Origin of the sequence: Psychrobacillus sp. L3, from assembly GCF_042945595.1 — a bacterium.
Classification (GTDB): Bacteria; Bacillota; Bacilli; order Bacillales_A; family Planococcaceae; genus Psychrobacillus.
Window position 1 is genome coordinate 3,770,321 of sequence record NZ_CP168493.1, and the last position, 24,997, is coordinate 3,795,317.

24 protein-coding genes and 2 other annotated features are annotated in these 24,997 nt (G+C 38.2%); all 24 genes read right to left on the minus strand.

Translation table 11 applies throughout. The annotated features are described in order from the left end of the window. Positions 1–85 precede the first annotated feature (85 nt). The 24 genes from ACEPXD_RS18970 to gltX all read right to left on the minus strand — a co-directional run bounded on the left by ACEPXD_RS18970 (position 86) and on the right by gltX (position 24,985). Positions 86–982 (minus strand): sensor histidine kinase, encoded by an 897-nt coding sequence (locus ACEPXD_RS18970; RefSeq protein WP_391118462.1) that lies wholly within the window; start codon positions 980–982, stop codon positions 86–88. 135 nt (positions 983–1,117) lie between these two features. Continuing rightward, positions 1,118–1,807, minus strand: a complete 690-nt coding sequence (locus tag ACEPXD_RS18975; protein ID WP_391118464.1) for a response regulator — start codon at positions 1,805–1,807, stop codon at positions 1,118–1,120. 93 nt (positions 1,808–1,900) lie between these two features. After that, on the minus strand, positions 1,901–3,088 hold the full coding sequence (gene tuf, locus ACEPXD_RS18980) for an elongation factor Tu (protein WP_391118466.1): 1,188 nt from the start codon (positions 3,086–3,088) through the stop codon (positions 1,901–1,903). Positions 3,089–3,205: 117 nt separating this feature from the next. Beyond that, the gene (gene fusA, locus ACEPXD_RS18985; RefSeq protein WP_391118468.1) at positions 3,206–5,284 is read right to left on the minus strand and encodes an elongation factor G; all 2,079 of its coding nucleotides are present in this window, start codon (positions 5,282–5,284) and stop codon (positions 3,206–3,208) included. A 51-nt stretch (positions 5,285–5,335) separates the two neighbouring features. Continuing rightward, positions 5,336–5,806, minus strand: coding sequence for a 30S ribosomal protein S7 (rpsG, locus tag ACEPXD_RS18990; RefSeq protein WP_151701739.1), 471 nt, complete (start codon positions 5,804–5,806; stop codon positions 5,336–5,338). Positions 5,807–5,854: 48 nt separating this feature from the next. Further along, a complete protein-coding gene (gene rpsL / locus ACEPXD_RS18995) occupies positions 5,855–6,274 on the minus strand; it encodes a 30S ribosomal protein S12 (protein WP_151701740.1) in 420 nt (139 codons plus the stop codon). A 98-nt stretch (positions 6,275–6,372) separates the two neighbouring features. Then, positions 6,373–6,621, minus strand: coding sequence for a ribosomal L7Ae/L30e/S12e/Gadd45 family protein (locus ACEPXD_RS19000; RefSeq protein WP_391118470.1), 249 nt, complete (start codon positions 6,619–6,621; stop codon positions 6,373–6,375). Between the two features lie 135 nt (positions 6,622–6,756). Further along, positions 6,757–10,359, minus strand: coding sequence for a DNA-directed RNA polymerase subunit beta' (gene rpoC, locus ACEPXD_RS19005; RefSeq protein ID WP_391118472.1), 3,603 nt, complete (start codon positions 10,357–10,359; stop codon positions 6,757–6,759). 218 nt (positions 10,360–10,577) lie between these two features. Beyond that, positions 10,578–14,141, minus strand: a complete 3,564-nt coding sequence (rpoB, locus tag ACEPXD_RS19010; protein WP_391118474.1) for a DNA-directed RNA polymerase subunit beta — start codon at positions 14,139–14,141, stop codon at positions 10,578–10,580. 220 nt (positions 14,142–14,361) lie between these two features. After that, positions 14,362–14,964, minus strand: coding sequence for a class I SAM-dependent methyltransferase (locus ACEPXD_RS19015; RefSeq protein ID WP_391118476.1), 603 nt, complete (start codon positions 14,962–14,964; stop codon positions 14,362–14,364). Between the two features lie 78 nt (positions 14,965–15,042). Further along, entirely contained in the window at positions 15,043–15,405 is a 363-nt protein-coding gene (gene rplL, locus ACEPXD_RS19020; RefSeq protein WP_391118478.1) for a 50S ribosomal protein L7/L12, read from the minus strand. Positions 15,406–15,478: 73 nt separating this feature from the next. Further along, positions 15,479–15,979, minus strand: a complete 501-nt coding sequence (gene rplJ / locus ACEPXD_RS19025) for a 50S ribosomal protein L10 (RefSeq protein ID WP_391118480.1) — start codon at positions 15,977–15,979, stop codon at positions 15,479–15,481. 32 nt (positions 15,980–16,011) lie between these two features. Next, positions 16,012–16,155 (minus strand) — a sequence feature (ribosomal protein L10 leader region). Between the two features lie 42 nt (positions 16,156–16,197). Beyond that, positions 16,198–16,890, minus strand: coding sequence for a 50S ribosomal protein L1 (rplA, locus tag ACEPXD_RS19030; protein WP_391118482.1), 693 nt, complete (start codon positions 16,888–16,890; stop codon positions 16,198–16,200). A 127-nt stretch (positions 16,891–17,017) separates the two neighbouring features. Then, the gene (gene rplK / locus ACEPXD_RS19035) at positions 17,018–17,443 is read right to left on the minus strand and encodes a 50S ribosomal protein L11 (protein WP_151701748.1); all 426 of its coding nucleotides are present in this window, start codon (positions 17,441–17,443) and stop codon (positions 17,018–17,020) included. 173 nt (positions 17,444–17,616) lie between these two features. Continuing rightward, positions 17,617–18,150: a transcription termination/antitermination protein NusG gene (nusG, locus tag ACEPXD_RS19040; RefSeq protein ID WP_391118484.1), complete on the minus strand. Its 534-nt coding sequence runs from the start codon at positions 18,148–18,150 to the stop codon at positions 17,617–17,619. A 103-nt stretch (positions 18,151–18,253) separates the two neighbouring features. Next, complete coding sequence (gene secE, locus ACEPXD_RS19045; protein ID WP_391118486.1) at positions 18,254–18,439, minus strand: preprotein translocase subunit SecE; 186 nt, start codon at positions 18,437–18,439, stop codon at positions 18,254–18,256. A gap of 43 nt (positions 18,440–18,482) precedes the next feature. After that, the gene (rpmG, locus tag ACEPXD_RS19050) at positions 18,483–18,632 is read right to left on the minus strand and encodes a 50S ribosomal protein L33 (RefSeq protein WP_151701751.1); all 150 of its coding nucleotides are present in this window, start codon (positions 18,630–18,632) and stop codon (positions 18,483–18,485) included. A gap of 76 nt (positions 18,633–18,708) precedes the next feature. Continuing rightward, entirely contained in the window at positions 18,709–19,353 is a 645-nt protein-coding gene (gene sigH, locus ACEPXD_RS19055; RefSeq protein ID WP_391118488.1) for an RNA polymerase sporulation sigma factor SigH, read from the minus strand. Between the two features lie 70 nt (positions 19,354–19,423). Next, positions 19,424–19,933 carry an NYN domain-containing protein gene (locus ACEPXD_RS19060; protein ID WP_391118490.1) on the minus strand — a complete coding sequence of 170 codons (510 nt, stop codon included), beginning with the start codon at positions 19,931–19,933 and terminating at the stop codon, positions 19,424–19,426. Between the two features lie 4 nt (positions 19,934–19,937). Beyond that, complete coding sequence (gene rlmB, locus ACEPXD_RS19065; protein WP_391118492.1) at positions 19,938–20,708, minus strand: 23S rRNA (guanosine(2251)-2'-O)-methyltransferase RlmB; 771 nt, start codon at positions 20,706–20,708, stop codon at positions 19,938–19,940. Then, a complete protein-coding gene (locus tag ACEPXD_RS19070; RefSeq protein WP_391118494.1) occupies positions 20,709–21,128 on the minus strand; it encodes a Mini-ribonuclease 3 in 420 nt (139 codons plus the stop codon). 4 nt (positions 21,129–21,132) lie between these two features. After that, entirely contained in the window at positions 21,133–22,533 is a 1,401-nt protein-coding gene (gene cysS, locus ACEPXD_RS19075; protein ID WP_391118496.1) for a cysteine--tRNA ligase, read from the minus strand. After that, positions 22,514–23,185: a serine O-acetyltransferase gene (gene cysE, locus ACEPXD_RS19080; RefSeq protein ID WP_391118498.1), complete on the minus strand. Its 672-nt coding sequence runs from the start codon at positions 23,183–23,185 to the stop codon at positions 22,514–22,516. Before cysE ends, cysS begins: the two co-directional genes overlap by 20 nt. 55 nt (positions 23,186–23,240) lie before the next feature. After that, positions 23,241–23,463, minus strand: a binding site (T-box leader). 58 nt (positions 23,464–23,521) lie between these two features. After that, the gene (gltX, locus tag ACEPXD_RS19085; RefSeq protein ID WP_391118500.1) at positions 23,522–24,985 is read right to left on the minus strand and encodes a glutamate--tRNA ligase; all 1,464 of its coding nucleotides are present in this window, start codon (positions 24,983–24,985) and stop codon (positions 23,522–23,524) included. Between the last annotated feature and the right edge of the window lie 12 nt (positions 24,986–24,997).

A 24,997-nucleotide genomic window follows, 5' to 3' on the forward strand; every position in this document is an offset into this window, starting at 1 on the left:
CATATTATTAATTATATTGTACGGGTTTTTAGGCTGTTAATCGTTTGATTTACATGACAAAAAAATAAAGTAGATGACATTTTTGTCACCTACCAACTATTTTAGTCATTTCATTTTTAAGTGGGAACTTTATAGAAAAAGTTGAACCAATATTAACTTTGGAATCTACAAATATCTCAATACCAAGCTTATCTGCAGCGTTTTTCGCTAAATAAAGTCCCATACCAGTTGAAGAAGCTTTTTCTCTCCCTATTGTTCCAGTAAATGACTTTTCAAATATACGCGGTAAGTCAGCTTGAGTCACTCCGATTCCACAGTCATGTATATGGAGCAAAGTATGACCCATTTCATCTTTTTGAGAAAATATATGAATATCACAGTTTTCATTACTATACTTAACTGCATTTGATAATATTTGTCGAATAATAAATGATAACCATTTTTGGTCTGTTAGCACTTCCACATGTAATAGATTAATTTCGAAACCGATTTCTTTTTGCATACACCATGCTTGAAGTTCTTTAATTTCAAGATGTACTATCCTTTGTATGTTCACAGGTCCTATCATATAATCTTTCTCCATTGATGGTAACCTCGTATGATGGAGCTGTTGATCCAATAGTAAATGGATTCTTAACCACTCGAACTCCAGTTTTTTCTGCATTTGACCATTTTCAATTGTATCAATCAAGAGTTTCATACTAGTAAGTGGTGTCTTTACTTCATGTATCCATGATAAGATGTGGTCATTCTCTTCTAAATGCTCTACTTTCAGCTGATTTAATTCCTCTCTAGCAACTGAAATTAATTCATCTATGGTATATGTTATCTTTTTTTCGAAGCTAGATTTACCTCTAGGAAGAGCAGCAAGTAGCATATCAAACGTATTTTCATAGTCCACGTTTTCCTCTAAATCTTTAATATATCCTGACTCTTTCCTAAATCTCCAAACAAAAAATATAATGAAGGCTATTATGTTCATAAAATTAATATACAAAATAGATATTTCGAGAAAGGCAATATCTAAGGTCAAAATAATATTCAACCAAATCTGCAAGCATATGAAAAAAAGAATCCATGCCTTTCTTTCTTTTATGTATGCTAGGAACAAGTGAATCTACTCCTTTTTCGTAATTGCCATATAACCTAACCCTTTTTTTGTAATAATTACATCTATTAAACCAATCTCTTCTAACTTAAGGCGGAGACGATTCACATTTACTGATAAAGTATTATCATTAACAAAACGCTCATCATCCCAAAGCTTTCTCATTAATTCATCGCGAGAGACAATTTTATCTACTGATTGCATCAATGTACGAAGGATAAAAAGTTCATTTTTCGTCAGTTCATTTGATTTTTCCAAATATGTAATTTCACTTTTAGCAAAATCAATCACTGCTTTATTCCAACTACTAATATCCATATTCTCCTCTTGATAATCATATGTTCTACGTATTATTGCTTGCACCTTTGCAAGTAGAACTTCTAGATGAAACGGCTTTTGTACAAAATCATCTGCACCCATTTGCATTGCCATAATCATATCCAGCGGGTGATCCCTTGAAGATAAGAAAATAATTGGTACTTTAGAGATTTGACGAATTTCTCTACACCAATGAAATCCATCAAAGGATGGTAATTGAATATCAATAATAACTAATTGTGGTTTTTCCTCAATAAATGTCTTCATCACTTTTTGAAAGTCATCTGGTCGCACCACTTCAAATGCCCATTGTATGAATCTTTCTTTAATAATTTCAAAAATGGACTGATCGTCTTCTATCAATAAAACTTTCACATTCATCAGACTCACCTCTTACAACTAGTTTACACTAATTTCACACAAAAAAAATCCACCTCATCGTCACGAGGTGGATTTTGACTTGTAATTTATTAATTATTTAGTAATTGTAGCAACTACACCAGCGCCTACAGTACGTCCACCCTCACGGATAGAGAATTTAGTACCTTCTTCAAGAGCGATTGGTGAAATCAAAGAAACGATCATTTCAATGTTATCACCAGGCATAACCATTTCTACGCCTTCAGGTAAGTTACAAACTCCAGTTACATCAGTTGTACGGAAGTAAAACTGAGGACGGTAGTTTGTGAAGAATGGAGTATGACGTCCACCCTCTTCTTTTGAAAGAACATAAACTTCTGCTTTAAAGTCTGTGTGTGGAGTAATTGTACCTGGTTTAGCTAATACTTGTCCACGTTGGATATCTTCACGAGCAACCCCACGAAGAAGAGCACCAATGTTGTCGCCAGCTTCTGCATAGTCAAGAAGCTTACGGAACATTTCAACACCTGTTACAGTAGTTGATTTTGGTTCTTCAACAATACCAATGATGTCTACAACATCACCGATTTTAACTTGTCCACGCTCAACACGACCAGTAGCAACTGTTCCACGACCAGTGATTGAGAATACATCTTCAACTGGCATCATAAATGGTTTGTCAGTTTGACGTTCTGGAGTTGGAATATAAGAATCAACAGCGTCCATTAATTCAACAATTCTTTCTTCCCAATTTTCTTCGCCTTCTAATGCTTTAAGAGCTGAACCTTTGATAACAGGAATATCATCACCAGGGAAGTTATACTCAGTAAGTAGATCACGGATTTCCATTTCTACTAATTCAAGTAATTCTTCGTCATCAACCATATCACATTTGTTCATGAATACTACTAAGTATGGTACACCAACTTGACGAGAAAGAAGGATATGTTCACGAGTTTGTGGCATTGGGCCATCAGCAGCAGATACTACTAAAATCCCACCGTCCATTTGAGCAGCACCAGTGATCATGTTTTTAACATAATCGGCATGTCCTGGGCAGTCAACGTGTGCATAGTGACGTGAAGCAGTTTCATACTCAACGTGAGATGTATTGATAGTGATACCGCGTTCTTTTTCTTCAGGTGCGTTATCAATTTGAGCATAGCTCATTGCAGTACCACCAGAACGTTTTGCAAGAACTGTTGCGATTGCTGCTGTTAATGTAGTTTTACCATGGTCAACGTGTCCGATTGTACCAATGTTTGCATGTGTTTTGGAACGGTCAAATTTTTCTTTTGCCATTTGAGATTGCCTCCTCAGTGATTGTTTGTTTTTTTATGATAAAAGCTAGAGGGCGTACGTCCCTCTATCTTTTATACGCTATAGATTAGTTATACTTTAATATTGGTGAAAATTCAATTATTCACCTTTATTTTTTTTAATAATTTCTTCAGAAATTGATTTTGGAACATCTTCATAGTGATCAAACACCATAGAGAATACTCCGCGTCCTTGCGTATTAGAACGTAAAGACGTTGCATATCCGAACATTTCAGCAAGTGGCACCATTGCACGAACTACTTGTGCGTTACCACGCGCTTCCATACCTTCAACGCGTCCACGGCGAGACGTAATGTCTCCCATGATGTCTCCTAAATATTCTTCAGGAATAACAACTTCTACTTTCATAAGTGGCTCAAGAATTACTGGATTTACTTTAGATACAGCATTTTTAAGTGCCATTGATGCAGCAATCTTAAATGCCATCTCATTCGAGTCAACATCATGATAAGATCCGTCATATAGTTTAGCTTTAATATCGATTAGTGGATATCCAGCAAGTACACCGTTGTTAAGCGAGTCACGAAGACCTGCCTCAACAGCTGGAACGTATTCACGTGGAACTACCCCACCGACAACTGCATTTTCAAATTCAAAGCCTTTTCCTTCTTCGTTTGGAGAGAATTCAATCCAAACGTGTCCGAATTGACCACGTCCACCAGATTGGCGAACGAATTTACCTTCAACTTTAGCAGAGCTACGGAATGTCTCACGGTAAGATACCTGTGGAGCACCTACGTTAGCTTCTACTTTAAATTCACGGCGCATACGGTCAACTAAAATATCCAAATGAAGTTCACCCATACCAGCGATGATTACTTGACCAGTTTCTTGGTCAGTATGTACGCGGAATGTAGGATCTTCTTCTGAAAGTTTTTGTAGAGCTTGACCCATTTTATCTTGGTCCGCTTTTGTTTTCGGTTCAACAGATAATGAAATAACTGGTTCTGGGAATGTCATAGACTCAAGAATTACAAGAGCTTTTTCATCACACAGTGTGTCTCCAGTTGTTGTATCTTTTAAACCTACAGCTGCAGCGATATCTCCAGCGTATACTTGTGAAATTTCTTCACGAGAGTTAGCATGCATTTGTAGAATACGTCCTACGCGTTCACGCTTACCTTTTGTAGAGTTTTGCACATATGAACCCGCTTGAAGTGTACCAGAATAAACACGGAAGAATGTTAATTTACCAACGTAAGGGTCAGTCATAACTTTAAATGCTAATGCAGAGAATGGTTCTGAGTCATCTGAATGACGTTCAATCTCTCCATCAGTGTCTGGGTCAATCCCTTGCATAGCTGGAATATCAAGTGGTGATGGTAGGTATGCAACAACTGCGTCTAAAACTTTTTGAACACCTTTGTTTTTAAATGCAGTACCACATACTACTGGATAGAATTCTACGTTTAGAGTACCTTTACGGATACCATCAACTAATTCTTCGTTCGTAATCTCTTCTCCACCAAGATATTTTTCCATTAAATCTTCGTCAAGTTCAGATACCGCTTCAACTAGCTTTTCACGGTATTCATTAGCTTGAGCTTTAAATTCTTCCGGAATTTCCACTTCTTCCATGTCAGTTCCTAGGTCATTAGCGTACATAGTAGCAGTCATTGTTACTAAGTCGATAATTCCGCGGAAATCTTCTTCAGCACCGATTGGTAACTGAATTGGATGAGCATTAGCTTGTAAACGGTCATGTAGTGTTCCTACAGAATACAAGAAATCCGCTCCCGTTTTATCCATTTTGTTAATGAAAACAATACGTGGTACGCCATAAGTTGTAGCTTGACGCCATACTGTTTCTGTTTGTGGTTCAACACCAGATTGCGCATCTAGTACTGTAACCGCGCCATCAAGTACACGAAGTGAACGTTCAACTTCAACTGTGAAGTCTACGTGACCAGGTGTATCGATGATATTTACACGGTGACCATCCCAAGCAGCTGTTGTCGCAGCAGAAGTGATTGTAATACCACGTTCTTGCTCTTGCTCCATCCAGTCCATTTGTGAAGCACCTTCATGAGTTTCTCCAATTTTATGGATTTTCCCAGTGTAATAAAGAATACGCTCCGTAGTAGTCGTTTTACCAGCATCTATGTGAGCCATGATCCCGATATTACGTGTTTTTGCTAAGGAGAACTCTCTAGCCATATTGTATTTCTCCTTTCAATTTCGGATTAGAGTATGATTTTTAAATAAATCCTACCAACGATAGTGTGCGAACGCTTTGTTAGCTTCCGCCATTTTGTGCATATCTTCACGTTTCTTAACTGAAGCACCGGTGTTGTTTGATGCATCAAGAATTTCGTTAGCTAAACGTTCTTCCATCGTTTTCTCTCCACGAAGGCGTGAATAGTTCACTAAGTAACGAAGACCTAGAGTTGAACGACGATCTGGACGTACTTCTACCGGCACTTGGTAGTTTGCACCACCAACACGACGAGCACGTACTTCAAGAACTGGCATTACGTTAGTTAATGCAGCTTCAAATACTTCTAAAGCATCTTTACCAGAACGTTCTTTTACTAGTTCGAACGCTCCGTATAGGATTTTTTGAGAAGTACCTCTTTTACCATCTACCATCATTTTATTGACTAAACGAGTTACTAGTTTCGAATTATAAATTGGATCTGGTAACACGTCACGTTTGGAAACAGGACCTTTACGAGGCATGTGTTTTCCTCCTTTCGACTAATTGTCTAATTATTAATTATTTAAAAATTATTTTTTTACTTTCGGGCGTTTTGCACCGTATAAAGAACGACTTTGCATACGACCTGTAACACCAGCTGTATCAAGAGCACCACGTACGATATGGTAACGTACCCCTGGTAAGTCTTTCACTTTTCCTCCGCGGATAAGTACAACACTATGTTCTTGTAGGTTGTGACCTTCACCAGGAATATAAGCAGTAACCTCTAACGTATTTGTCAAACGTACACGCGCATATTTACGAAGTGCTGAGTTTGGTTTCTTCGGCGTCATAGTACCAACACGAGTACAAACCCCACGCTTTTGTGGCGAGTTAAGATTTGTAGCTGATTTTTTAAAGCTGTTATAGCCTTTTCCTAAAGCTGGAGACTTTGAGTTCGTAATTTTGGATTGACGAGGCTTACGTACCAATTGGTTAATTGTAGGCATCGATTATTCCTCCCTTCATTTATTCTTTTTAATACCACACATCCAGGTGGTTCATTTTTTGGGTAAAAACAAAGTCTTTGTGTTTTACACAAAAACTGTTACACAATAAGAGCTACTACTGATGCACCTAAGTGCAATCCACAAGCTTTACCAAGATCTATTTTAGACTTTACGTAGTGTATAAGAACATTGTTATCTTGTGCTGTTGATCGTGCTAGATCAATAATTCTTTCCTCTACATCAAGTGCAATATAAACTTCTTTGACAAGCCCTTTTTTCATCGCTTTTACTGATTGCTTTATACCTATGATTGTTTTTTTTGCTTGTTTCACTTTTTCATAAGACATTTTCATATCCTCCAAAGTCACAAGTCAGATAACTATCAACCTTAAACATATTATCACTCTTAGAAAAGACTGTCAACACTAATCTTAATAATATTAGGGAGAACTACCATGACGTTTCTCCCTAATATTTATTTTTTATTCAGTGCTTATTGTTTCTTTTCCTTTATCCGCTTTGTTACTAGTAATCTGAATCTGACGATAACGTTGCATACCCGTTCCAGCTGGAACTAGTTTACCAATAATTACGTTTTCTTTTAATCCTAGTAATTCATCACGTTTCCCTTTAATCGCTGCATCCGTTAAGACACGAGTCGTTTCTTGGAATGACGCTGCAGATAAGAATGATTCTGTTTCTAAAGAAGCTTTCGTAATACCAAGAATTACTGGGCGACAAGTTGCAGGAATCTTACCTTGTAAAACTGCATCCTTATTTGCCTCAGCAAATTGATGAATATCAAGCAGCGAGCCTGGAAGTAATTCCGTTTCACCAGCTTCAATAACACGAATTTTACGAAGCATTTGTCGTACCATTACTTCGATGTGTTTATCACCAATTTCTACCCCTTGCATACGATAAACTTTTTGTACTTCTTTTAATAAATACACTTGAACGGTAGAAACGTCTTTTACTTTCAATAATTCTTTTGGATCAGTAGAACCTTCCGTTAATACCTGTCCACGTTGAATTGTATCATTTACATGAACTTTTATACGCGCATTATAAGGCGCTAAATATTTACGAGTTTCTACATTACCTTGAATAGTAATTTCTTTTTGGCCTTCTCTAATTTCATCAATTTCAGTAACGATACCTGTAATTTCTGAAATAACAGCTTGACCTTTTGGATTACGAGCTTCGAAAATCTCTTGGATACGTGGAAGACCTTGTGTAATATCATCTCCGGCCACCCCACCTGTATGGAATGTACGCATCGTTAACTGCGTACCTGGTTCTCCGATTGATTGAGCAGCAATAATACCAACTGCTTCTCCAACTTCTACAGTGTCTCCAGTAGCTAAGTTGAGACCGTAACATTTTTTACAAACGCCGTGCTTCGTATTACATGTAAACGCTGAACGGATTGTTAACTCATTAAGACCAGCCTCTTCAATAATGCGAGCGACATCTTGTGTAATTAATCCGTCTTTCGCTAGGATTACCTCATTCGTTGTTGGATGGAAGATTGTTTTCTTCGTATGACGACCGACAATACGTTCACCAAACTCTTCAATTACTTCCGTACCTTCCATAAGTGAACCAATTAGTAAACCACGGTCAGTTCCACAATCGTCTTCTCTAACAATTACATCTTGAGCAACGTCAACAAGACGACGAGTTAAGTAACCTGAATCAGCAGTTTTAAGTGCAGTATCAGCAAGTCCTTTACGAGCACCATGAGTCGAGATGAAGTATTCAAGAACTGTTAAACCTTCACGGAACGATGATTTGATCGGAAGTTCGATAATTCGTCCGGCCGGATTGGCCATCAGACCACGCATACCTGCAAGCTGCGTAAAGTTAGATGCGTTACCACGGGCCCCTGAATCACTCATCATGAAGATTGGGTTAGAATTATCAAGGGATTTCATCAGTTTATCTTGAATAATCTCTTTTGCTTTACTCCAATGTCCTATGACACTTGCATAGCGCTCTTCTTCCGTGATTAGACCACGACGGAATTGTTTAATTACTTTATCTACTTTACCTTGCGCTTCTTCTAGAATTTCACCTTTGTCTGGAAGTACCACGATATCAGAAATACCGATTGTAATACCAGCTTTAGTAGAATATTTAAATCCAAGTGCTTTCATGCGATCCAGCATTTTTGAAGTTTCTGTAATATGGAAACGTTTAAATACTTCTGCAATGATATTTCCAAGGATTTTTTTCTTGAATGGTTGTATAAGATCCATTGCTTCTATATGTTTCTTGATATCTGTAGTTGTAGAAACAAAATAGTTTGATGGAGTTTCAACTTGCAAATTGAAGTCCGTCGGTTCGTTAATATACGGGAACGTCTCTGGTAGTATTTCATTGAAAATTACTTTACCAACTGTTGTCGTTAACAACATTTTGTTTTGTTCTTCCGTAAACGTTTGGTTTTTAAGTGATGATGCAGCAATTGCGATACGTGTATGCAAATGTACATGACCAGTGTTATATGCGATTAATACTTCTTCTGGACCATAGAAAGTAGAACCTTCTCCTGTTGCACCTTTACGCTCAAGTGTTAAGTAATAGTTTCCTAAAACCATATCTTGAGAAGGTGTAACAACTGGTTTTCCATCTTTCGGGTTCAAAATGTTTTGTGCTGCAAGCATTAATAAACGGGCTTCTGCTTGAGCTTCTGCCGATAAAGGAACGTGAACAGCCATTTGGTCACCATCAAAGTCAGCGTTGTAAGCTGTACATACAAGAGGGTGAAGACGAATTGCACGGCCTTCTACTAATGTTGGTTCGAAAGCTTGAATACCTAAACGGTGAAGAGTAGGTGCACGGTTTAATAAAACCGGATGCTCCCTAATGACGTCTTCTAATACATCCCAAACTTCAGCATGCATACGTTCAATTTTTCGCTTAGCACTTTTAATGTTGTGAGCTAAGCCACGTTCAACTAGTTCTTTCATTACAAATGGTTTAAATAATTCAATAGCCATTTCTTTTGGAAGACCGCATTGATACATTTTTAAGTTAGGTCCTACTACGATAACCGAACGACCAGAATAGTCTACACGTTTACCAAGTAAGTTTTGACGGAAACGACCTTGTTTCCCTTTCAACATATGAGAGAGTGATTTTAATGGACGATTACCTGGTCCTGTAACCGGACGACCACGACGACCATTATCAATCAAAGCATCTACAGCTTCTTGTAACATACGTTTTTCATTTTGTACAATAATACTTGGAGCACCTAAGTCAAGTAAACGTTTTAAGCGGTTATTACGGTTAATAACACGACGATATAAATCGTTTAAATCAGACGTAGCAAATCGTCCACCATCTAATTGAACCATTGGACGCAATTCTGGAGGAATTACCGGTAGAACGTCTAAAACCATCCAATCCGGTTTATTTCCTGAATTACGGAAAGATTCTACTACTTCTAAGCGTTTAATAGCACGTGTACGACGTTGACCTTGTGCAGATTTCAACTCTTCTTTTAAGCTTTCTGTTTCACTCTCTAAATCAAGTTCTTGAAGTAGACGTTTAATCGCTTCTGCACCCATAGCCGCTTGGAACTTTGTACCAAACTTATCACGGTATGCACGATATTCTTTTTCAGAAAGTAATTGTTTCTTTTCAAGAGGTGTATCTGCAGGTTCAATTACCACGTAGGAAGCAAAATAAATTACTTCTTCAAGGGATCTTGGAGACATATCCAAAATTAGACCCATACGACTTGGAATACCTTTGAAATACCAAATATGTGAAACAGGTGCTGCTAATTCGATATGCCCCATGCGTTCACGACGTACTTTTGAACGCGTTACTTCTACTCCACATCGATCACATACTACACCTTTATAACGAACTCGCTTGTATTTACCACAGTGACATTCCCAGTCTTTAGTAGGACCAAAAATACGCTCACAGAACAAACCATCTTTTTCAGGTTTTAATGTTCGATAGTTGATTGTTTCAGGTTTTTTAACTTCCCCGTAAGACCAAGAGCGAATTTTATCAGGTGAAGCTAAACCAATTTTCATATACTCAAAATTATTAACATCTATCAAGGAGCCTACCTCCCTTTAGTCTTGTGTCTTTTAAAAGACTTTCCAAGTAGCTCTGCATAATGCAATTTTATACGGAAATACGGACAGGCATCACCTGTCCGATTTCTTTTTACCTCTTATTCCACTATTCCTACTGGTTCCTCTTCTTTGCTCCTGCGCACAGCTCGTCGCAGAAAACACTTGTTAGTCGCCGTGAAATAGGTATCTAGCTGTATTCTTTATTCCACTATCCCTACTGGTTCCTCTTCTTTTGCTTGTGGCAAAATTCCAAGTGCGTCCGCTGCAGGAATATCGTCATCTTCATCTAAATCGCGAAGTTCAATTTCTTCTTCGTCAATTGTTAGCATTTTAACGTCCATACCTAAACTTTGTAATTCTTTGATCAATACTTTGAATGATTCAGGAACACCTGGTTCTGGTACGCTTTCACCTTTAACGATTGCTTCGTACGTTTTTACACGCCCTACAACGTCATCAGATTTAACTGTTAAAATTTCTTGCAGTGTATAAGCGGCACCATAAGCTTCTAGTGCCCATACTTCCATTTCTCCGAAACGCTGACCACCAAATTGCGCTTTCCCTCCAAGAGGCTGTTGCGTAACTAGTGAGTAAGGACCCGTAGAACGAGCATGTAACTTATCATCAACCATGTGGGCAAGTTTAATCATATACATAACCCCAACAGAAACACGGTTATCAAATGGTTCGCCTGAACGACCATCATAAAGAGTCGTTTTACCATCACGGTTAAGTCCTGCTTCTTCCATCGTATTCCAAACATCTTCCTCGTTGGCACCATCGAATACCGGTGACGCCATATGAACACCTAGAAGTCTAGCAGCCATACCTAAGTGAAGCTCTAGTACTTGCCCAATATTCATACGAGAAGGTACACCTAGTGGATTTAACATGATATCAACCGGTGTTCCATCTGGAAGGAAAGGCATATCTTCTTCCGGAAGAATCCTTGAAATTACCCCTTTGTTACCATGACGTCCGGCCATTTTATCCCCTACAGAGATTTTACGTTTTTGAACGATATATGCACGGACTAATTGGTTAACACCTGGAGATAATTCATCGCCATCTTCACGGTTGAATACTTTTACATCTAAAATTATCCCACCAGCACCATGAGGTACACGTAGAGATGTATCACGAACTTCACGAGCTTTTTCACCGAAAATAGCATGAAGTAAACGTTCTTCTGCAGTTAGTTCTGTAACCCCTTTTGGTGTTACTTTCCCAACTAGGATGTCGCCATCACGAACTTCTGCACCAATACGGATAATTCCACGATCATCTAAATTGCGTAACGCATCTTCTCCGACGTTCGGAATATCTCTCGTAATTTCCTCCGGCCCAAGCTTCGTATCACGCGATTCTGATTCATACTCTTCAATATGCACAGAAGTGTAAACATCATCTTTCACGAGACGCTCGCTCATAATAACGGCATCCTCATAGTTATATCCATCCCATGTCATGAAGGCTACTAATACATTACGACCTAATGCTAATTCACCTTTTTCCATAGATGGACCATCTGCAAGCATATCAAGTGGTTTTACTCGATCCCCAATTTTCACAATTGGACGTTGGTTAATAGAAGTACCATGATTTGAACGTTCAAATTTGTGTACTTTATAAGATGTTAAATCACCTTTTATTTCTTTTCCATCGACTTCTTCAATGCGACGAACTCTAATTTCTTTCGCTTCTACGTGTTCTACGATACCATGATATTTTGCTATAACAGCAGCACCTGAATCACGTGCATTCACATGTTCCATACCTGTTCCTACAAAGGGAGCTTCTGGATTCAGTAAAGGAACTGCTTGACGTTGCATGTTCGCTCCCATAAGGGCACGGTTCGAGTCATCATTCTCTAAGAAAGGAATGCATGCCGTCGCTGCAGAAACTACTTGTTTCGGTGATACATCCATGTAATCAATTTGATCTCTTCTAAATACAGTATTATCCCCACGGAAACGACCTACTACTTCTTCTTTAACAAATGCACCATCTTCTGATAAGGGAGAGTTCGCTTGTGCTACCACATAGTTATCCTCTTCATCAGCAGTTAGATAATCAATGCGTGAAGTGACGAGACCCGTTTCAGGATCAACACGTCGGTATGGAGTTTCAATAAATCCAAATTTGTTTACTTTTGCAAAACTTGAAAGTGAGTTAATAAGTCCAATATTCGGACCCTCAGGCGTTTCGATCGGACACATGCGACCATAGTGAGAGTAATGAACGTCACGCACTTCGAACCCAGCACGCTCACGTGTTAAACCACCAGGCCCAAGAGCTGATAGACGACGTTTATGCGTAAGTTCTGCAAGAGGGTTTGTTTGGTCCATGAACTGAGATAATTGTGAACTACCAAAAAATTCTTTAATAGATGCAATGACCGGACGAATATTGATCAATTGTTGTGGAACAATTGATTGTGTATCGTTAATAGACATTCTTTCACGAACTACTCGTTCCATACGAGAAAGACCAATACGGAACTGATTTTGTAATAACTCTCCTACCGAACGTAAACGACGATTTCCTAGATGATCAATGTCATCCGTGTTTCCAACATTGTATAAAAGATTAAAGAAGTATCCAACAGAGGAAACAATATCAGCAGGTGTAATGTTTTTCACTTCTGTTTCCACATACGCATTGCTAATTACATTTATTTCCTTTTGTTCTTCTTCATTTGGTGCATAGATCTTAATGGATTGAATGGTAATATCATCTTCTAAAACACCACCTACTTGAGATAATGTTTTAAATCCTATTCCACTCTCTAAATGAGGGATTAGTTTATCAAGTACTCGACGATCTATCAGAGTACCTGCTTCTACTAATATCTCGCCTGTTTCAGGATCCACTAGCGTTTCTGCTATCGTTTGATTAAACAAACGATTTTTAATATGCAATTTTTTATTCATTTTGTAACGACCAACATTCGCTAAATCATAGCGTTTTGGGTCAAAAAAGCGAGAATACAACAAACTCTTCGCACTTTCAACTGTCGGTGGTTCTCCAGGGCGTAGACGCTCATAGATTTCAAGTAACGCTTTTTCAGACGTTTCCGTGTTATCTTTTTCAAGCGTATTACGTAGATATTCATTATCACCAATTAAATCAATGATTTCTTGATCTGATCCTAAGCCTAATGCGCGAAGTAAAACAGTAACCGGTAATTTACGTGTACGATCGATTCGAACGTATACGACGTCTTTTGCATCAATTTCATATTCTAACCATGCTCCACGGTTTGGAATAACTGTAGATCCAAAACCTTTTTTACCATTTTTGTCTGTTTTGTCATGAAAGTAAACACTTGGTGAACGGACTAACTGAGATACGATAACGCGCTCAGCACCATTGATTACGAAAGTACCTGTTTCTGTCATCAGTGGGAAATCACCCATGAATACATCTTGTTCTTTCACTTCGTCCGTTTCTTTGTTGTGGAGACGTACTTTTACGCGCAGTGGAGCAGCGTATGTTGCGTCACGTTCTTTTGATTCGTCGACTGAATACTTCGGTTCATTTAAACTATAGTCGACAAATTCAAGTGATAGATTGCCTGTAAAGTCCTCGATTGGTGAAATATCTTTAAACATTTCACGTAAACCTTCTTCAAGGAACCATTCGTAAGATGCTGTTTGAATTTCGATTAGATTCGGAAGTTCAAGCACCTCACTAATACGCGCAAAACTTCTGCGTTGGCGGTGTTGTCCGTACTGAACTAGTTGACCTGTCAACTCATTCACCCCTCAATAAAGCGATAATAGGTCTTTCCCATATCAACAAATTAGTGTATGATATCGAAAAGACAAAAAGAAAACGAGTTCTAAATAAGAGCTCATTTTTAAATAACCAAACTTTTCTTTCGGCCAGTATACCCGTATTTAATACATTTATTCAAAAAGGCATACGTCCTCAAAATAATATTTTTACATTTCATTATAATATCATAGCGATTTTGTCAAGTCAATCTTTTGTAGCTTTTAAAATCCAGTAGCCTTTTGCTTTTTCTACTATTTCCACTTGACCAAAAATCTCTTCTAAATAACTAAAAGTTGATGGTGCCCCTTGTTTCTTTTGAATCACAACCCACAATTCTCCCTTTGAAACCAAAATTTCATAAGATTCCTTGTAAAAACGAAAAATAGTCTCTTTTCCAGCACGAATTGGTGGATTAGTTATAATAGCCGCAAAGTTTGCAGTCTGAACCGCTGACAACCCATCACTTTCATAGATTCGTACATTTTGTATCCCGTTAGCAGCAGCATTTTTTTCTGCAAGTTGGATTGCACGTGTGTTAACATCTACTAAATGAACTGTTCTTCCTTCATTTGCTTTCGCAATAGACAGACCAATCGGACCGTATCCACAGCCTATATCTAAAAAATCTCCTTCTAGATCAGGTGTTTCAAAAGCATCGATTAATACACGGGAGCCAAAATCTACTTCGCTCTTACTAAAGACACCAGCATCTGTTTCAAATCGAAAGGCATTCCCAAGCAATGTAAAATTCCAGTGACGTGGCTTACTTTCCGTTTGAGGTTTTCTAGAGTAATAGTGATCAGACACCGAATAACCCTCCATAATACATACGAAGAAAAGCCCGTCGTTAACTGACGAGCTTTTTTTCTTCGAACTGTACAAAAATTACTTAACTTCTACGTTAGCGCCGACTTCTTCAAGTTGAGCTTTAATAGCTTCAGCGTCTTCTTTAGATACGCCTTCTTTAACTGCTTTTGGTGCGTTATCAACTACTTCTTTAGCTTCTTTCAAGCCAAGACCAGTGATTTCACGAACAACTTTAATTACTTTAATTTTTTGATCTCCAGCAGAAGCAAGGATTACGTCAAATTCAGTTTGCTCTTCAGCTGCAGCAGCACCGCCACCTGCAACCATTGCTACAGGAGCAGCAGCTGTTACACCAAATTCTTCTTCAATTGCTTTTACTAAGTCGTTTAACTCAAGAACTGTCATTTCTTTGATAGCTTCTAAGATTGCTTCTTTGTTCATTTTATTTTCCTCCTATAATGGATATTTTTTTTAGGCTGTTTGCCCTTTTTTAGTTGTTAAGCCGCGTAATAAATTATGCGCCTTGTTCTTCTTTTTGTTCTGCAACAGCTTTTGTTGCAAGCGCGAAGTTGCGCATTGGAGCTTGAAGTACTGAAAGAAGCATAGAAAGAAGACCTTCGCGTGATGGAAGTTCAGCTAATGCTTTCACGTCTTCAGCAGACGCTACAGTACCTTCGATGATACCAGCTTTAATTTCAAGTTGTTCGTTCTTTTTAGCAAAATCATTAATGATTTTTGCAGGCGCAACTACGTCTTCGTTAGAAAATGCTACTGCGTTTGGTCCAACAAGATGTTCGTTGATTCCATCCACACCAGCAACTTCAGTCGCACGGCGTGTAAGAGAGTTTTTGTAAACTTTGAATTCCACACCAGCTTCGCGAAGTTGTTTACGTAGTTCAGTTACTTGCGCAACGTTTAGACCACGGTAGTCAACTACTACTACTGAAGCAGCAGCTTTAAACTTTTCTGCAATGTCTTGAACTTGCACTTTTTTTGTTTCAATTGCTTTGTTCATTTTGGCACCTCCTATAAGAATTGGCCATTCATACCGACAAAAGAAAAGCCTCTGATCTACGGATAGACACAGAGGCAGAAAGTCATCATCTAAGAAGAATCTGAATTTGCTTGTCCTCGGTAGGATATTAAGTGACATGCCACTCCTACTGTCTTCGGTACAAATGTATATTTCACAACAAAAGTCATTTTAACAAATAGACCTTTAGTTGTCAATTATTATTTAATTGATTGAGCGTCAACTTTAACAGCAGGACCCATTGTAGTTGTAACATTAACAGATTTCATGTAGGTACCTTTAGAAGCGGCTGGTTTAGCTTTTTGCACTACTTCAAATACTGCCAAGAAATTTTCTACTAATTTTTCATCTTCAAAAGATACTTTTCCGATTGGTGCATGAATGATACCAGTTTTGTCAGCGCGGTATTCTACTTTACCAGCTTTGATTTCTCCGATAGCTTTCGTAACATCAAATGTAACAGTACCTGTTTTCGGGTTCGGCATTAAGCCTTTAGGTCCAAGTACGCGACCAATTTTACCAACTTCACCCATCATATCTGGAGTTGCTACGATTACATCGAAGTCAAACCATCCTTGTTGAATTTTGTTGATGTATTCTGTATCACCAGCATAGTCTGCACCTGCAGCTTCTGCTTCTTTCAGTTTTTCACCTTTAGCGAATACTAATACGCGTTGTGTTTTACCAGTTCCGTTCGGAAGCACAACTGCTCCGCGGATTTGTTGGTCATTTTTACGAGTATCGATTCCTAAACGGAAAGCAACTTCTACAGTTGCATCGAAGTTTGTAGTGCTAGTTTTTTTCGCAAGCTCAATCGCTTCTTTAGCCGAATATAATACATTACTATCGATTAATTTTGAAGCTTCTTGTAATTTTTTACCTTTGTTAGCCATTAAAATGTCCTCCTTGATAGTGGTTTTAGCGGAATAAACCTCCCACGTGTAAAGGTTGTAGTTATTCTAAGGAACAACTACAACCTTCCAAAAAACAAATGCATTATATTAAAATGCACATTAAATATTAGTCTTCGATTGTAATACCCATGCTACGTGCAGTACCTTCAACCATCAACATAGCTGCTTCAACAGACGCTGCATTTAAATCTGGCATTTTTTGTTCTGCGATTTCGCGAACTTTATCACGTTTCACTTTTGCCACTTTTACGCGGTTTGGTTCACCTGATCCAGATTGAATACCTGCTGCTACTTTAAGTAGCACTGCTGCCGGCGGAGTTTTTGTAATGAAAGTAAATGAACGATCTTCAAATACAGAAATTTCAACCGGAATGATTAGACCTGCTTGATCGGCAGTACGTGCGTTGAACTCCTTACAGAATCCCATGATATTAACACCCGCTTGTCCTAATGCAGGACCAACCGGTGGCGCTGGGTTTGCTTTACCAGCAGGAATTTGTAATTTAACAACTTTAATCACTTTTTTAGCCACGAGACACACCTCCTTAAGTCCGTGATGTGGTAATTGGGTTGCCCCTCCCACTCAAATATCTGTCTCTCAGCAAATTGCTGATAACATTAGAAAAATTCATGCAGACTTATTTTAAGTCTGACCTTTGAAATGATACCACTATTTTCAACCTTTAGCAAGTAACTAAAGTAAAATTATATTTTCGTTACTTGAACGAAGTCTAATTCCATATTTGTTTCTCGGCCAAACATATCTACAGAAACGGTTACTTTGCCTTTAGCAGAGTCAATTACTTCTACTTTTCCTTGGAAATGAGCAAACGGTCCTTCTAATACTTCAACCAATTCACCTACCGCGAAGTCTACTTCTACTCTGGCTTCATTACTACCCATTTGTTTCAACATAGATTGTACTTCCTCTGGAGCTAAAGGTGTTGGTTTTGTTCCTCCACCTGAAGAACCAAGAAATCCAGTTACTCCTGGAGTATTTCTAACAACATACCAAGCGTCATCTGTCATAATCAGCTCAACGAATACGTACCCAGGGAAAGTTTTTCTCAAAACGACACGTTTTTTTCCATCTTTAAAATCCGTTTCTTCTTGTTCAGGGATATATACTCGGAAAATTTTATCTGACATTCCCATTGTTTCTACACGCTTTTCTAAGTTTGCTTTTACTTTATTTTCATACCCAGAGTAAGTATGAACGACATACCAATTTTTTTCCATAGCTATAGGACTGTTCGTCCTTCCCTCCTTTTCTTAGACAAATGAAAAAACCCGTTCGTTTAGTAAGACGGGCTATTTTCAAAAAATATTTACAAAATGCATTTTATAAATCCAAATACCAACGGAAAAGTTGAGAAATCCCTAAATCTACCAAACTAAAGAATACAGCCATAACTATTACTGTCGCTAACACGACAACTGTATATCTTGTAAGCTCTTTCCTTCTAGGCCAGCTTACTTTTCTCATTTCAGACATTACATTTTTAAAAAATCCTCCAACATTAGCCATCTTAGCTAAACCTCCACACGGAAAATCTATCTTATCTACATACTCACAAAGTTTGTTTGTGAAGTGTATGTGCGTTACAATGCGTACAATACTTTTTTCGTTCTATACGTATAGATGCACTCTCTTTTGATGTATTAACCGTATAATTCCGGTGACCACATTGTGTACAACTCAAGACAATTTTCTTAGTCATTTTCTCACCTTTTTGGCGTTTAAGTCTTTTTAAAGATTATCATCTTACATAAACTGTGTCAACAGAATCCCAGTGTTTATACATAATTACTACCAATCTCCATATAACGCTCTAATTTTCGTTTCACTCTTTGAAGTGCATTATCAATTGATTTCACATGTCTATTCAACTCTTCTGAAATCTCTTGGTAAGACTGCCCGTCTAAATATAACACTAACACTTGTTGCTCCAGTTCACTTAAAATCTCCGTCATTTTCTCTTCCATATAATTATAATCTTCCCGATTTATAATTAACTCTTCTGGGTCATCTATTACCGAACCAGCAATCATGTCCATCAAAGTTCGGTCAGATTCTTCATCATAGATAGGTTTATCTAATGATACATATGAGTTTAGAGGAATATGCTTTTGACGAGTTGCAGTTTTAATAGCTGTAATAATTTGTCGAGTAATGCATAACTCGGCGAACGCTCGGAAAGATGCTAGCTTTTCTTCCTTAAAATCTCGAATCGCTTTATATAATCCAATCATGCCTTCTTGGTGAATATCTTCTCTGTCAGCGCCAATTAAAAAGTAGGATCTGCCTTTCATACGAACGAACGAGCGATACTTTGTTATTAAATAATCCAGTGCTTCAGTGTTCCCTTGATGAACCATCTCTACAAGTTCCTCATCTTGTAAACTATCCAATTGTTGTAGATTATGTTCCGCCTTTTCCAATGAAGTCACCTCTGCAATATACGAATAGATATAACAAGTATACAGGAAGAAAATTTACAGCGTCAATGCATCATTTCATTCCTCTTCGCCATTTTTCGAAAATTTCCGCAACTTCCTCTGTTAAAGGTATCTTAGTAGTCGGTTTGTTTTCTTGGATATGCCTCACTTTTTTCGTAATATTCGATGAAATAGAAGCCATTTCAATTTCAAATTCTCGGGCAGATTTTCTTAATGCACCTTGTCCAAAAATTACTCTTTGCTCTGTCATATCGGAAGTCGCTACATGAATTTGAACTCTTCTACCACTTAACTCCTGCGTGAGCTTTTCAATTCTTTCATCTGCTGTCTCACTTTCACGAGTAAATATTACCTCTACATCATTTTGCTTCTGTTTGTTTTCTACTCCTGGAACTAGATGCGCATCAAAAACCACAATCACTCGAATACCTGTAAATGCTTTATATTCTGCCATTAGTTCAATTAGTCGATCTCTAGCGTCTAAAAGTTTATCTCTTTTTAATAATCTTAATTCATTCCATGCGCCGATGATATTATAGCCATCGACAAGTAGGATTTGCACCTGTTTAGCCTTTAAGCGGACGTCTAACACGCAATACTTCGTATAAAAGTATTGCGGTAGCAACAGACGCATTTAAACTTGTCACATGACCGACCATCGGCAAATGGTATAAGAAGTCACACTTATCTTTTAATAAACGACTCATTCCTTTTCCTTCACTACCAATAATAAGTGCTAGCGGAAGTGTTGCATCCATATTTCGATAGTCCGTTGATTTTGCTGCATCTGTTCCCGCAATCCAAACACCACGTGTTTTTAACTCATCCACGGTTTGCGCTAAGTTGCCGGCACGAAATACAGGAATATGCTCTATGGCACCTGTAGAAGCCTTCGCCACCACTGCCGTTAGCCCAACAGCTCGTCTTTTCGGAATAATAATCCCATGCGCACCAACTGCATCTGCTGTACGCATAATGGATCCAAGATTATGCGGGTCTTCAATTTCATCTAAAATAATAAAAAGAGGATCCTCTTGTTTACTAGCAGCTAGTTCAAACAAATCATCTAGTTCTGCGTAACGGTAAGCAGCAACTGAAGCAACAATTCCTTGATGATTTGCATCAGTTAAGTTATCCAATTTTTTTTTCGGAACAAATTGAACGATAATACCCGCTTCTTTTGCTAATTGAATAATTTCATTAACTCCACTTTTTTGTACACCTTCCGCAATCCACACCTTGTTCATATCTCTTCCGGAACGTAACGCTTCGACTACAGGGTTTTTCCCTGCAATAATCTCACCTGTTTGTTCTGTTTGTTCTGTTTGCTCTGTCATTTACTTTTTCTCCCCTTTCTGTGTGTCGATAAATTCAATGGAGAATTGCAGCAATTCCTGCAATCGCTCTTTTTGTTCGCCTAAATATAAACTTCCTATTACCGCTTCAAAAGCTGTACTATAATGGTATGTTTGAACATCCGTGTTTTTTGGTACAGTGCCAGACTTTGCATTTCGACCTCTTCTTAACACTGCTTCTTCCTCTTCAGTCAGAAAATGAGTGTTTAACAACTCTCTAACAATTGTTGCTTGCGCCTTAGCTGATACATAATTTGTAGCCTCTCTATGCAAGATATTAGGCTTTACACGACCCGAACGAATGAGATGCTCACGAACGACTTGCTCGAACACAGCATCTCCCATGTACGCTAAGGCTAAAGAGTTTAGTTGTTTTACATCCGAAAGTTTAAAATCACTCACAAGTTCACCCTCTTTTCCATCGGATACCTTGCGCAGTATCTTCTAAAATAATATTCATGTCTTTTAATTGATCTCTGATTTCATCTGCTCGCGCAAAATTTCGATCTTGTCTCGCTTGATTACGTTCTTCTATCAACGCATCGATTTCTTCATCCAATACTTCTTTCTCTTGTTTAAGAGAAAGCCCTAACACGGATGTTAGTTCATCAAAAACTATTAGGAATTGGTTTAACACTTGTTCAGAAGTTTGTTTTTCAAGTAAATACGTATTTGCAAGCTTTGATAGTTCAAATACTGCAGCAATTCCGTTCGCTGTGTTGAAGTCGTCATCCATAGCAGCGATAAATTGATCTTTCACTTCTCCAATCTTCTGTAGCCAAATATCATTGTGATCCCCTAAATCAGCAGTTGCATTTAAGCGATGCACCACATTCGCATAAGAAGTTCGAATTCTTTCAAGACCAGCTTTCGCTTGCTCTACTAGATCTCCAGCGTAATTAATCGGATGACGATAATGCACACTTAGCATGAACAGTCTTAATATTTGCGGATCAATTTGCTGACGGATATCGTTAACTAACACAAAGTTCCCAAGTGATTTAGACATCTTTTCATTATCAATATTAATATAACCATTGTGCATCCAATATCTCGCAAAGGTTTTTCCAGTTCTTGCTTCTGATTGCGCAATTTCATTTTCATGATGAGGGAAAGTTAAATCTTGGCCACCTGCATGAATATCAATTGTGTCTCCTAGGATCTCACGCGCCATTACTGAGCACTCAATATGCCAGCCCGGGCGTCCTTGACCCCAAGGGCTTTCCCAGAAAATTTCTCCTGGTTTCGCAGCTTTCCATAAAGCAAAATCAAGCGCATCCTCTTTCTTTTCACCTGTTTCAATACGTGCGCCAATTTTCAAATCATCTACTGACTGGTGGGAGAGTTTACCATACCCATCAAATTTTCTTGTGCGGTAATACATATCTCCATGGGATTCATATGCATACCCTTTTTCTTCTAGCACTTTTATAAACTCTATAATTTCGGTCATATGATCCGTTACACGAGGATGGGAGTCCGCTCTACTGCAACCCAATGCTTCCACGTCTGCAAAATAAGCATTTATGAATCGTTCTGTTAAATCAGAAACGTCTTCACCGAGATCATTTGCCGCCTTAATAATTTTGTCATCTACATCGGTAAAGTTTGATACGTATGTCACATCATAACCACGATATTCTAAATACTTTCTGACCGTATCGTATACGATTACAGGTCGGGCGTTTCCAATATGAATGTAGTTATATACGGTTGGTCCGCACACATACATTTTCACCTTTCCCTCTTCCATTGGCACAAAGGGTTCTTTTTCACGTTTTAATGTGTTAAATATTTGAATTGCCATACTCTTTCATCTCCTCTTCTTTTGTAAGTCTTTCTATTTCTTCTTGTAACACTTTAATTTCATTTTCCATCTTTTTGCATCTATCAGCAAAAGGATCCGGTAGATCGTGATGATTTAAATTCCGTTTCAATTTCACACCATTTTGAATAACGACTACACCAGGAATACCAACAACTGTTGAGTTAATCGGAACATCTTTTAACACGACAGAACCTGCTCCCACTTTACTATTTTCTCCAATTGTAATGGATCCTAAAACCTTTGCACCTGTTGCAACTAACACGTTATCAGCAAGGGTGGGATGTCTTTTTCCTTTCTCTTTTCCTGTTCCCCCCAATGTAACCCCTTGATAAATTGTGCAATCTTCTCCAATTTCACAAGTTTCTCCAATAACTACACCCATTCCGTGGTCAATAAAAAATCGTCTGCCGATTTTAGCACCTGGATGAATTTCAATTCCTGTAAAAAAACGGCTAATTTGTGAAATGATACGCGCAAGGAAAAATAGTCTCTTTTTATAAAAAGCGTGGGCAATTCGATGGCTCCAAATAGCGTGTAAACCTGAGTATGTTAATACTACTTCTAGCATAGTTGTTGCTGCAGGATCCTGTTCAAACACTACGGCTATATCTTCCTTCATTCGTTCAAACATCTGTATCTCTCCTTTTGGAAAAAAAATAAAAAAGCGTCTTTGTCTATTAAAAATAGACAGAGACGCTTTAGGCGCGGTTCCACTCTGATTGAAAAGGTGTTTACAATACCTTTTCCACTTAGCATCTTTAACGCAGATGATACGTCCAGCCTACTCGTACGTTCGGCATGGCACTCAGAGGTGCATTTCAGTAACTCATTGGTTCAGACCACTTTCAGCCGGTGATGGTCCTCTCTAAAGAACGTGCGTTACTTACTTCTCCTCTTCTTAGCTTCCTATAGCTTCCGTTTGGAATTTGTATCCTCATTTTCACACCTAATAACAGGAAAGTCAATCTTATTGTTTTGCGTATTTAGTCACTCGAGCAATTACCTTTTCTTTTCCGATTAGGCTGATTGCATCCGCTAACTCAGGACCGTGCGTTTGACCAGTTGTCACGACACGAATTGGCATGAATAGATTTTTTCCTTTATGACCTGTTTCTTTTTGAACTGCTTTTATAGCTCCTTTAATCTCTGTTGCTTCAAAAGTGTCTAAAGATTCTAATTGCGTTTTAAATGCAGCCATAACTTCAGGAACTTGTTCACCAGCCAATACTTCTGCCGCTTCTTCAGTATATGCAATTTCATGATCAAAGAACTGAGAAGATAGTTCAACAATTTCAGCACCGAAGCTCATTTGGTCATGATAAAGAGCGATCAATTTTGTTGCCCATACATGCTCTTCAGCGGTTAATTCTTCCGGAAGTAATTCTGCTTTTTGTAAGTGTGGGAGTGCAAGTTCAACGACTTTTTCAAGTGGTAATTGTTTAATGTATTGATTATTCATCCATGTTAACTTTTGTTTATCAAACATAGACGGTGATTTAGATAAACGATTCACATCAAAGATTTTAATGAATTCCTCTTTCGAGAAAATTTCATCTTCCCCTTCAGGAGACCATCCTAAAAGTGCAAAGAAGTTGAACATAGCTTCTGGTAAGTATCCAAGATCTTTGTATTGTGTGACAAATTGAATAATGGACTCATCACGTTTTGATAGCTTTTTACGACTTTCATTAATGATTAAGGTCATATGTCCGTACTTCGGATAGTCCCATCCAAATGCATCAAATACCATTAATTGTTTTGGTGTGTTAGATAAATGTTCTTCCCCACGGAATACATGTGAAATCTTCATAAAGTAATCATCTAGTACTACCGCATAGTTATATGTTGGAATGCCATTTGCTTTCACAAGTACCCAATCTCCAACATCTTTCGATTCAAATGTAACTGAACCACGAACTAAATCCTCAAATGTGTATGTTACATTTTCTGGTACACGCATACGAATTGTAAGCGGCAAACCTGCAGCTTCTTTAGCTTGTACTTCTTCTGCAGATAAATGACGGCATTTACCATTGTACATAGGGGCTGCTACACCTTTTTCTTTTTGTACTTCACGATCTGCTTCTAATTCCTCTGACGAACAGAAACATTTATAGGCATGTCCACTTTCTAGCATTTCTTCCGCATGCTTCGTGTAAATATCTAGGCGTTCCATTTGGCGATACGGTGCATAAGGTCCACCGATGTCAACGGATTCATCATATTCAATACCTAACCATTTTAAGTTTTCGAGTTGTGATAATTCGCCACCCTCTACATTGCGTTCAATGTCTGTATCCTCGATACGAACGATAAATTTTCCGTTATGATGGCGTGCATATAAATAGTTAAATAATGCTGTACGTGCTCCTCCAATATGTAAAAACCCCGTTGGACTTGGTGCATATCGTACGCGAACTTCTTGTGTCATTGTAATATCCTC

What these genes read in the sequence shown, in the direction of transcription:
- gltX (WP_391118500.1), bottom strand. Translation starts at nt 24,985, where the DNA reads ATGACACAAGAAGTTCGCGTACGATATGCACCAAGTCCAACGGGGTTT.
- tuf (WP_391118466.1), bottom strand. Translation starts at nt 3,088, where the DNA reads ATGGCAAAAGAAAAATTTGACCGTTCCAAAACACATGCAAACATTGGT.
- rplL (WP_391118478.1), bottom strand. Translation starts at nt 15,405, where the DNA reads ATGAACAAAGAAGCAATCTTAGAAGCTATCAAAGAAATGACAGTTCTT.
- rplA (WP_391118482.1), bottom strand. Translation starts at nt 16,890, where the DNA reads ATGGCTAACAAAGGTAAAAAATTACAAGAAGCTTCAAAATTAATCGAT.
- cysS (WP_391118496.1), bottom strand. Translation starts at nt 22,533, where the DNA reads ATGGCAATTCAAATATTTAACACATTAAAACGTGAAAAAGAACCCTTT.
- ACEPXD_RS18970 (WP_391118462.1), bottom strand. Translation starts at nt 982, where the DNA reads ATGAACATAATAGCCTTCATTATATTTTTTGTTTGGAGATTTAGGAAA.
- rpsL (WP_151701740.1), bottom strand. Translation starts at nt 6,274, where the DNA reads ATGCCTACAATTAACCAATTGGTACGTAAGCCTCGTCAATCCAAAATT.
- rpmG (WP_151701751.1), bottom strand. Translation starts at nt 18,632, where the DNA reads ATGACTAAGAAAATTGTCTTGAGTTGTACACAATGTGGTCACCGGAAT.
- rpsG (WP_151701739.1), bottom strand. Translation starts at nt 5,806, where the DNA reads ATGCCTCGTAAAGGTCCTGTTTCCAAACGTGACGTGTTACCAGATCCA.
- ACEPXD_RS19000 (WP_391118470.1), bottom strand. Translation starts at nt 6,621, where the DNA reads ATGTCTTATGAAAAAGTGAAACAAGCAAAAAAAACAATCATAGGTATA.
- rplJ (WP_391118480.1), bottom strand. Translation starts at nt 15,979, where the DNA reads ATGAACAAAGCAATTGAAACAAAAAAAGTGCAAGTTCAAGACATTGCA.
- cysE (WP_391118498.1), bottom strand. Translation starts at nt 23,185, where the DNA reads ATGTTTGAACGAATGAAGGAAGATATAGCCGTAGTGTTTGAACAGGAT.
- fusA (WP_391118468.1), bottom strand. Translation starts at nt 5,284, where the DNA reads ATGGCTAGAGAGTTCTCCTTAGCAAAAACACGTAATATCGGGATCATG.
- nusG (WP_391118484.1), bottom strand. Translation starts at nt 18,150, where the DNA reads ATGGAAAAAAATTGGTATGTCGTTCATACTTACTCTGGGTATGAAAAT.
- rlmB (WP_391118492.1), bottom strand. Translation starts at nt 20,708, where the DNA reads ATGACAGAGCAAACAGAACAAACAGAACAAACAGGTGAGATTATTGCA.
- ACEPXD_RS18975 (WP_391118464.1), bottom strand. Translation starts at nt 1,807, where the DNA reads ATGAATGTGAAAGTTTTATTGATAGAAGACGATCAGTCCATTTTTGAA.
- secE (WP_391118486.1), bottom strand. Translation starts at nt 18,439, where the DNA reads ATGGCTAATGTTGGAGGATTTTTTAAAAATGTAATGTCTGAAATGAGA.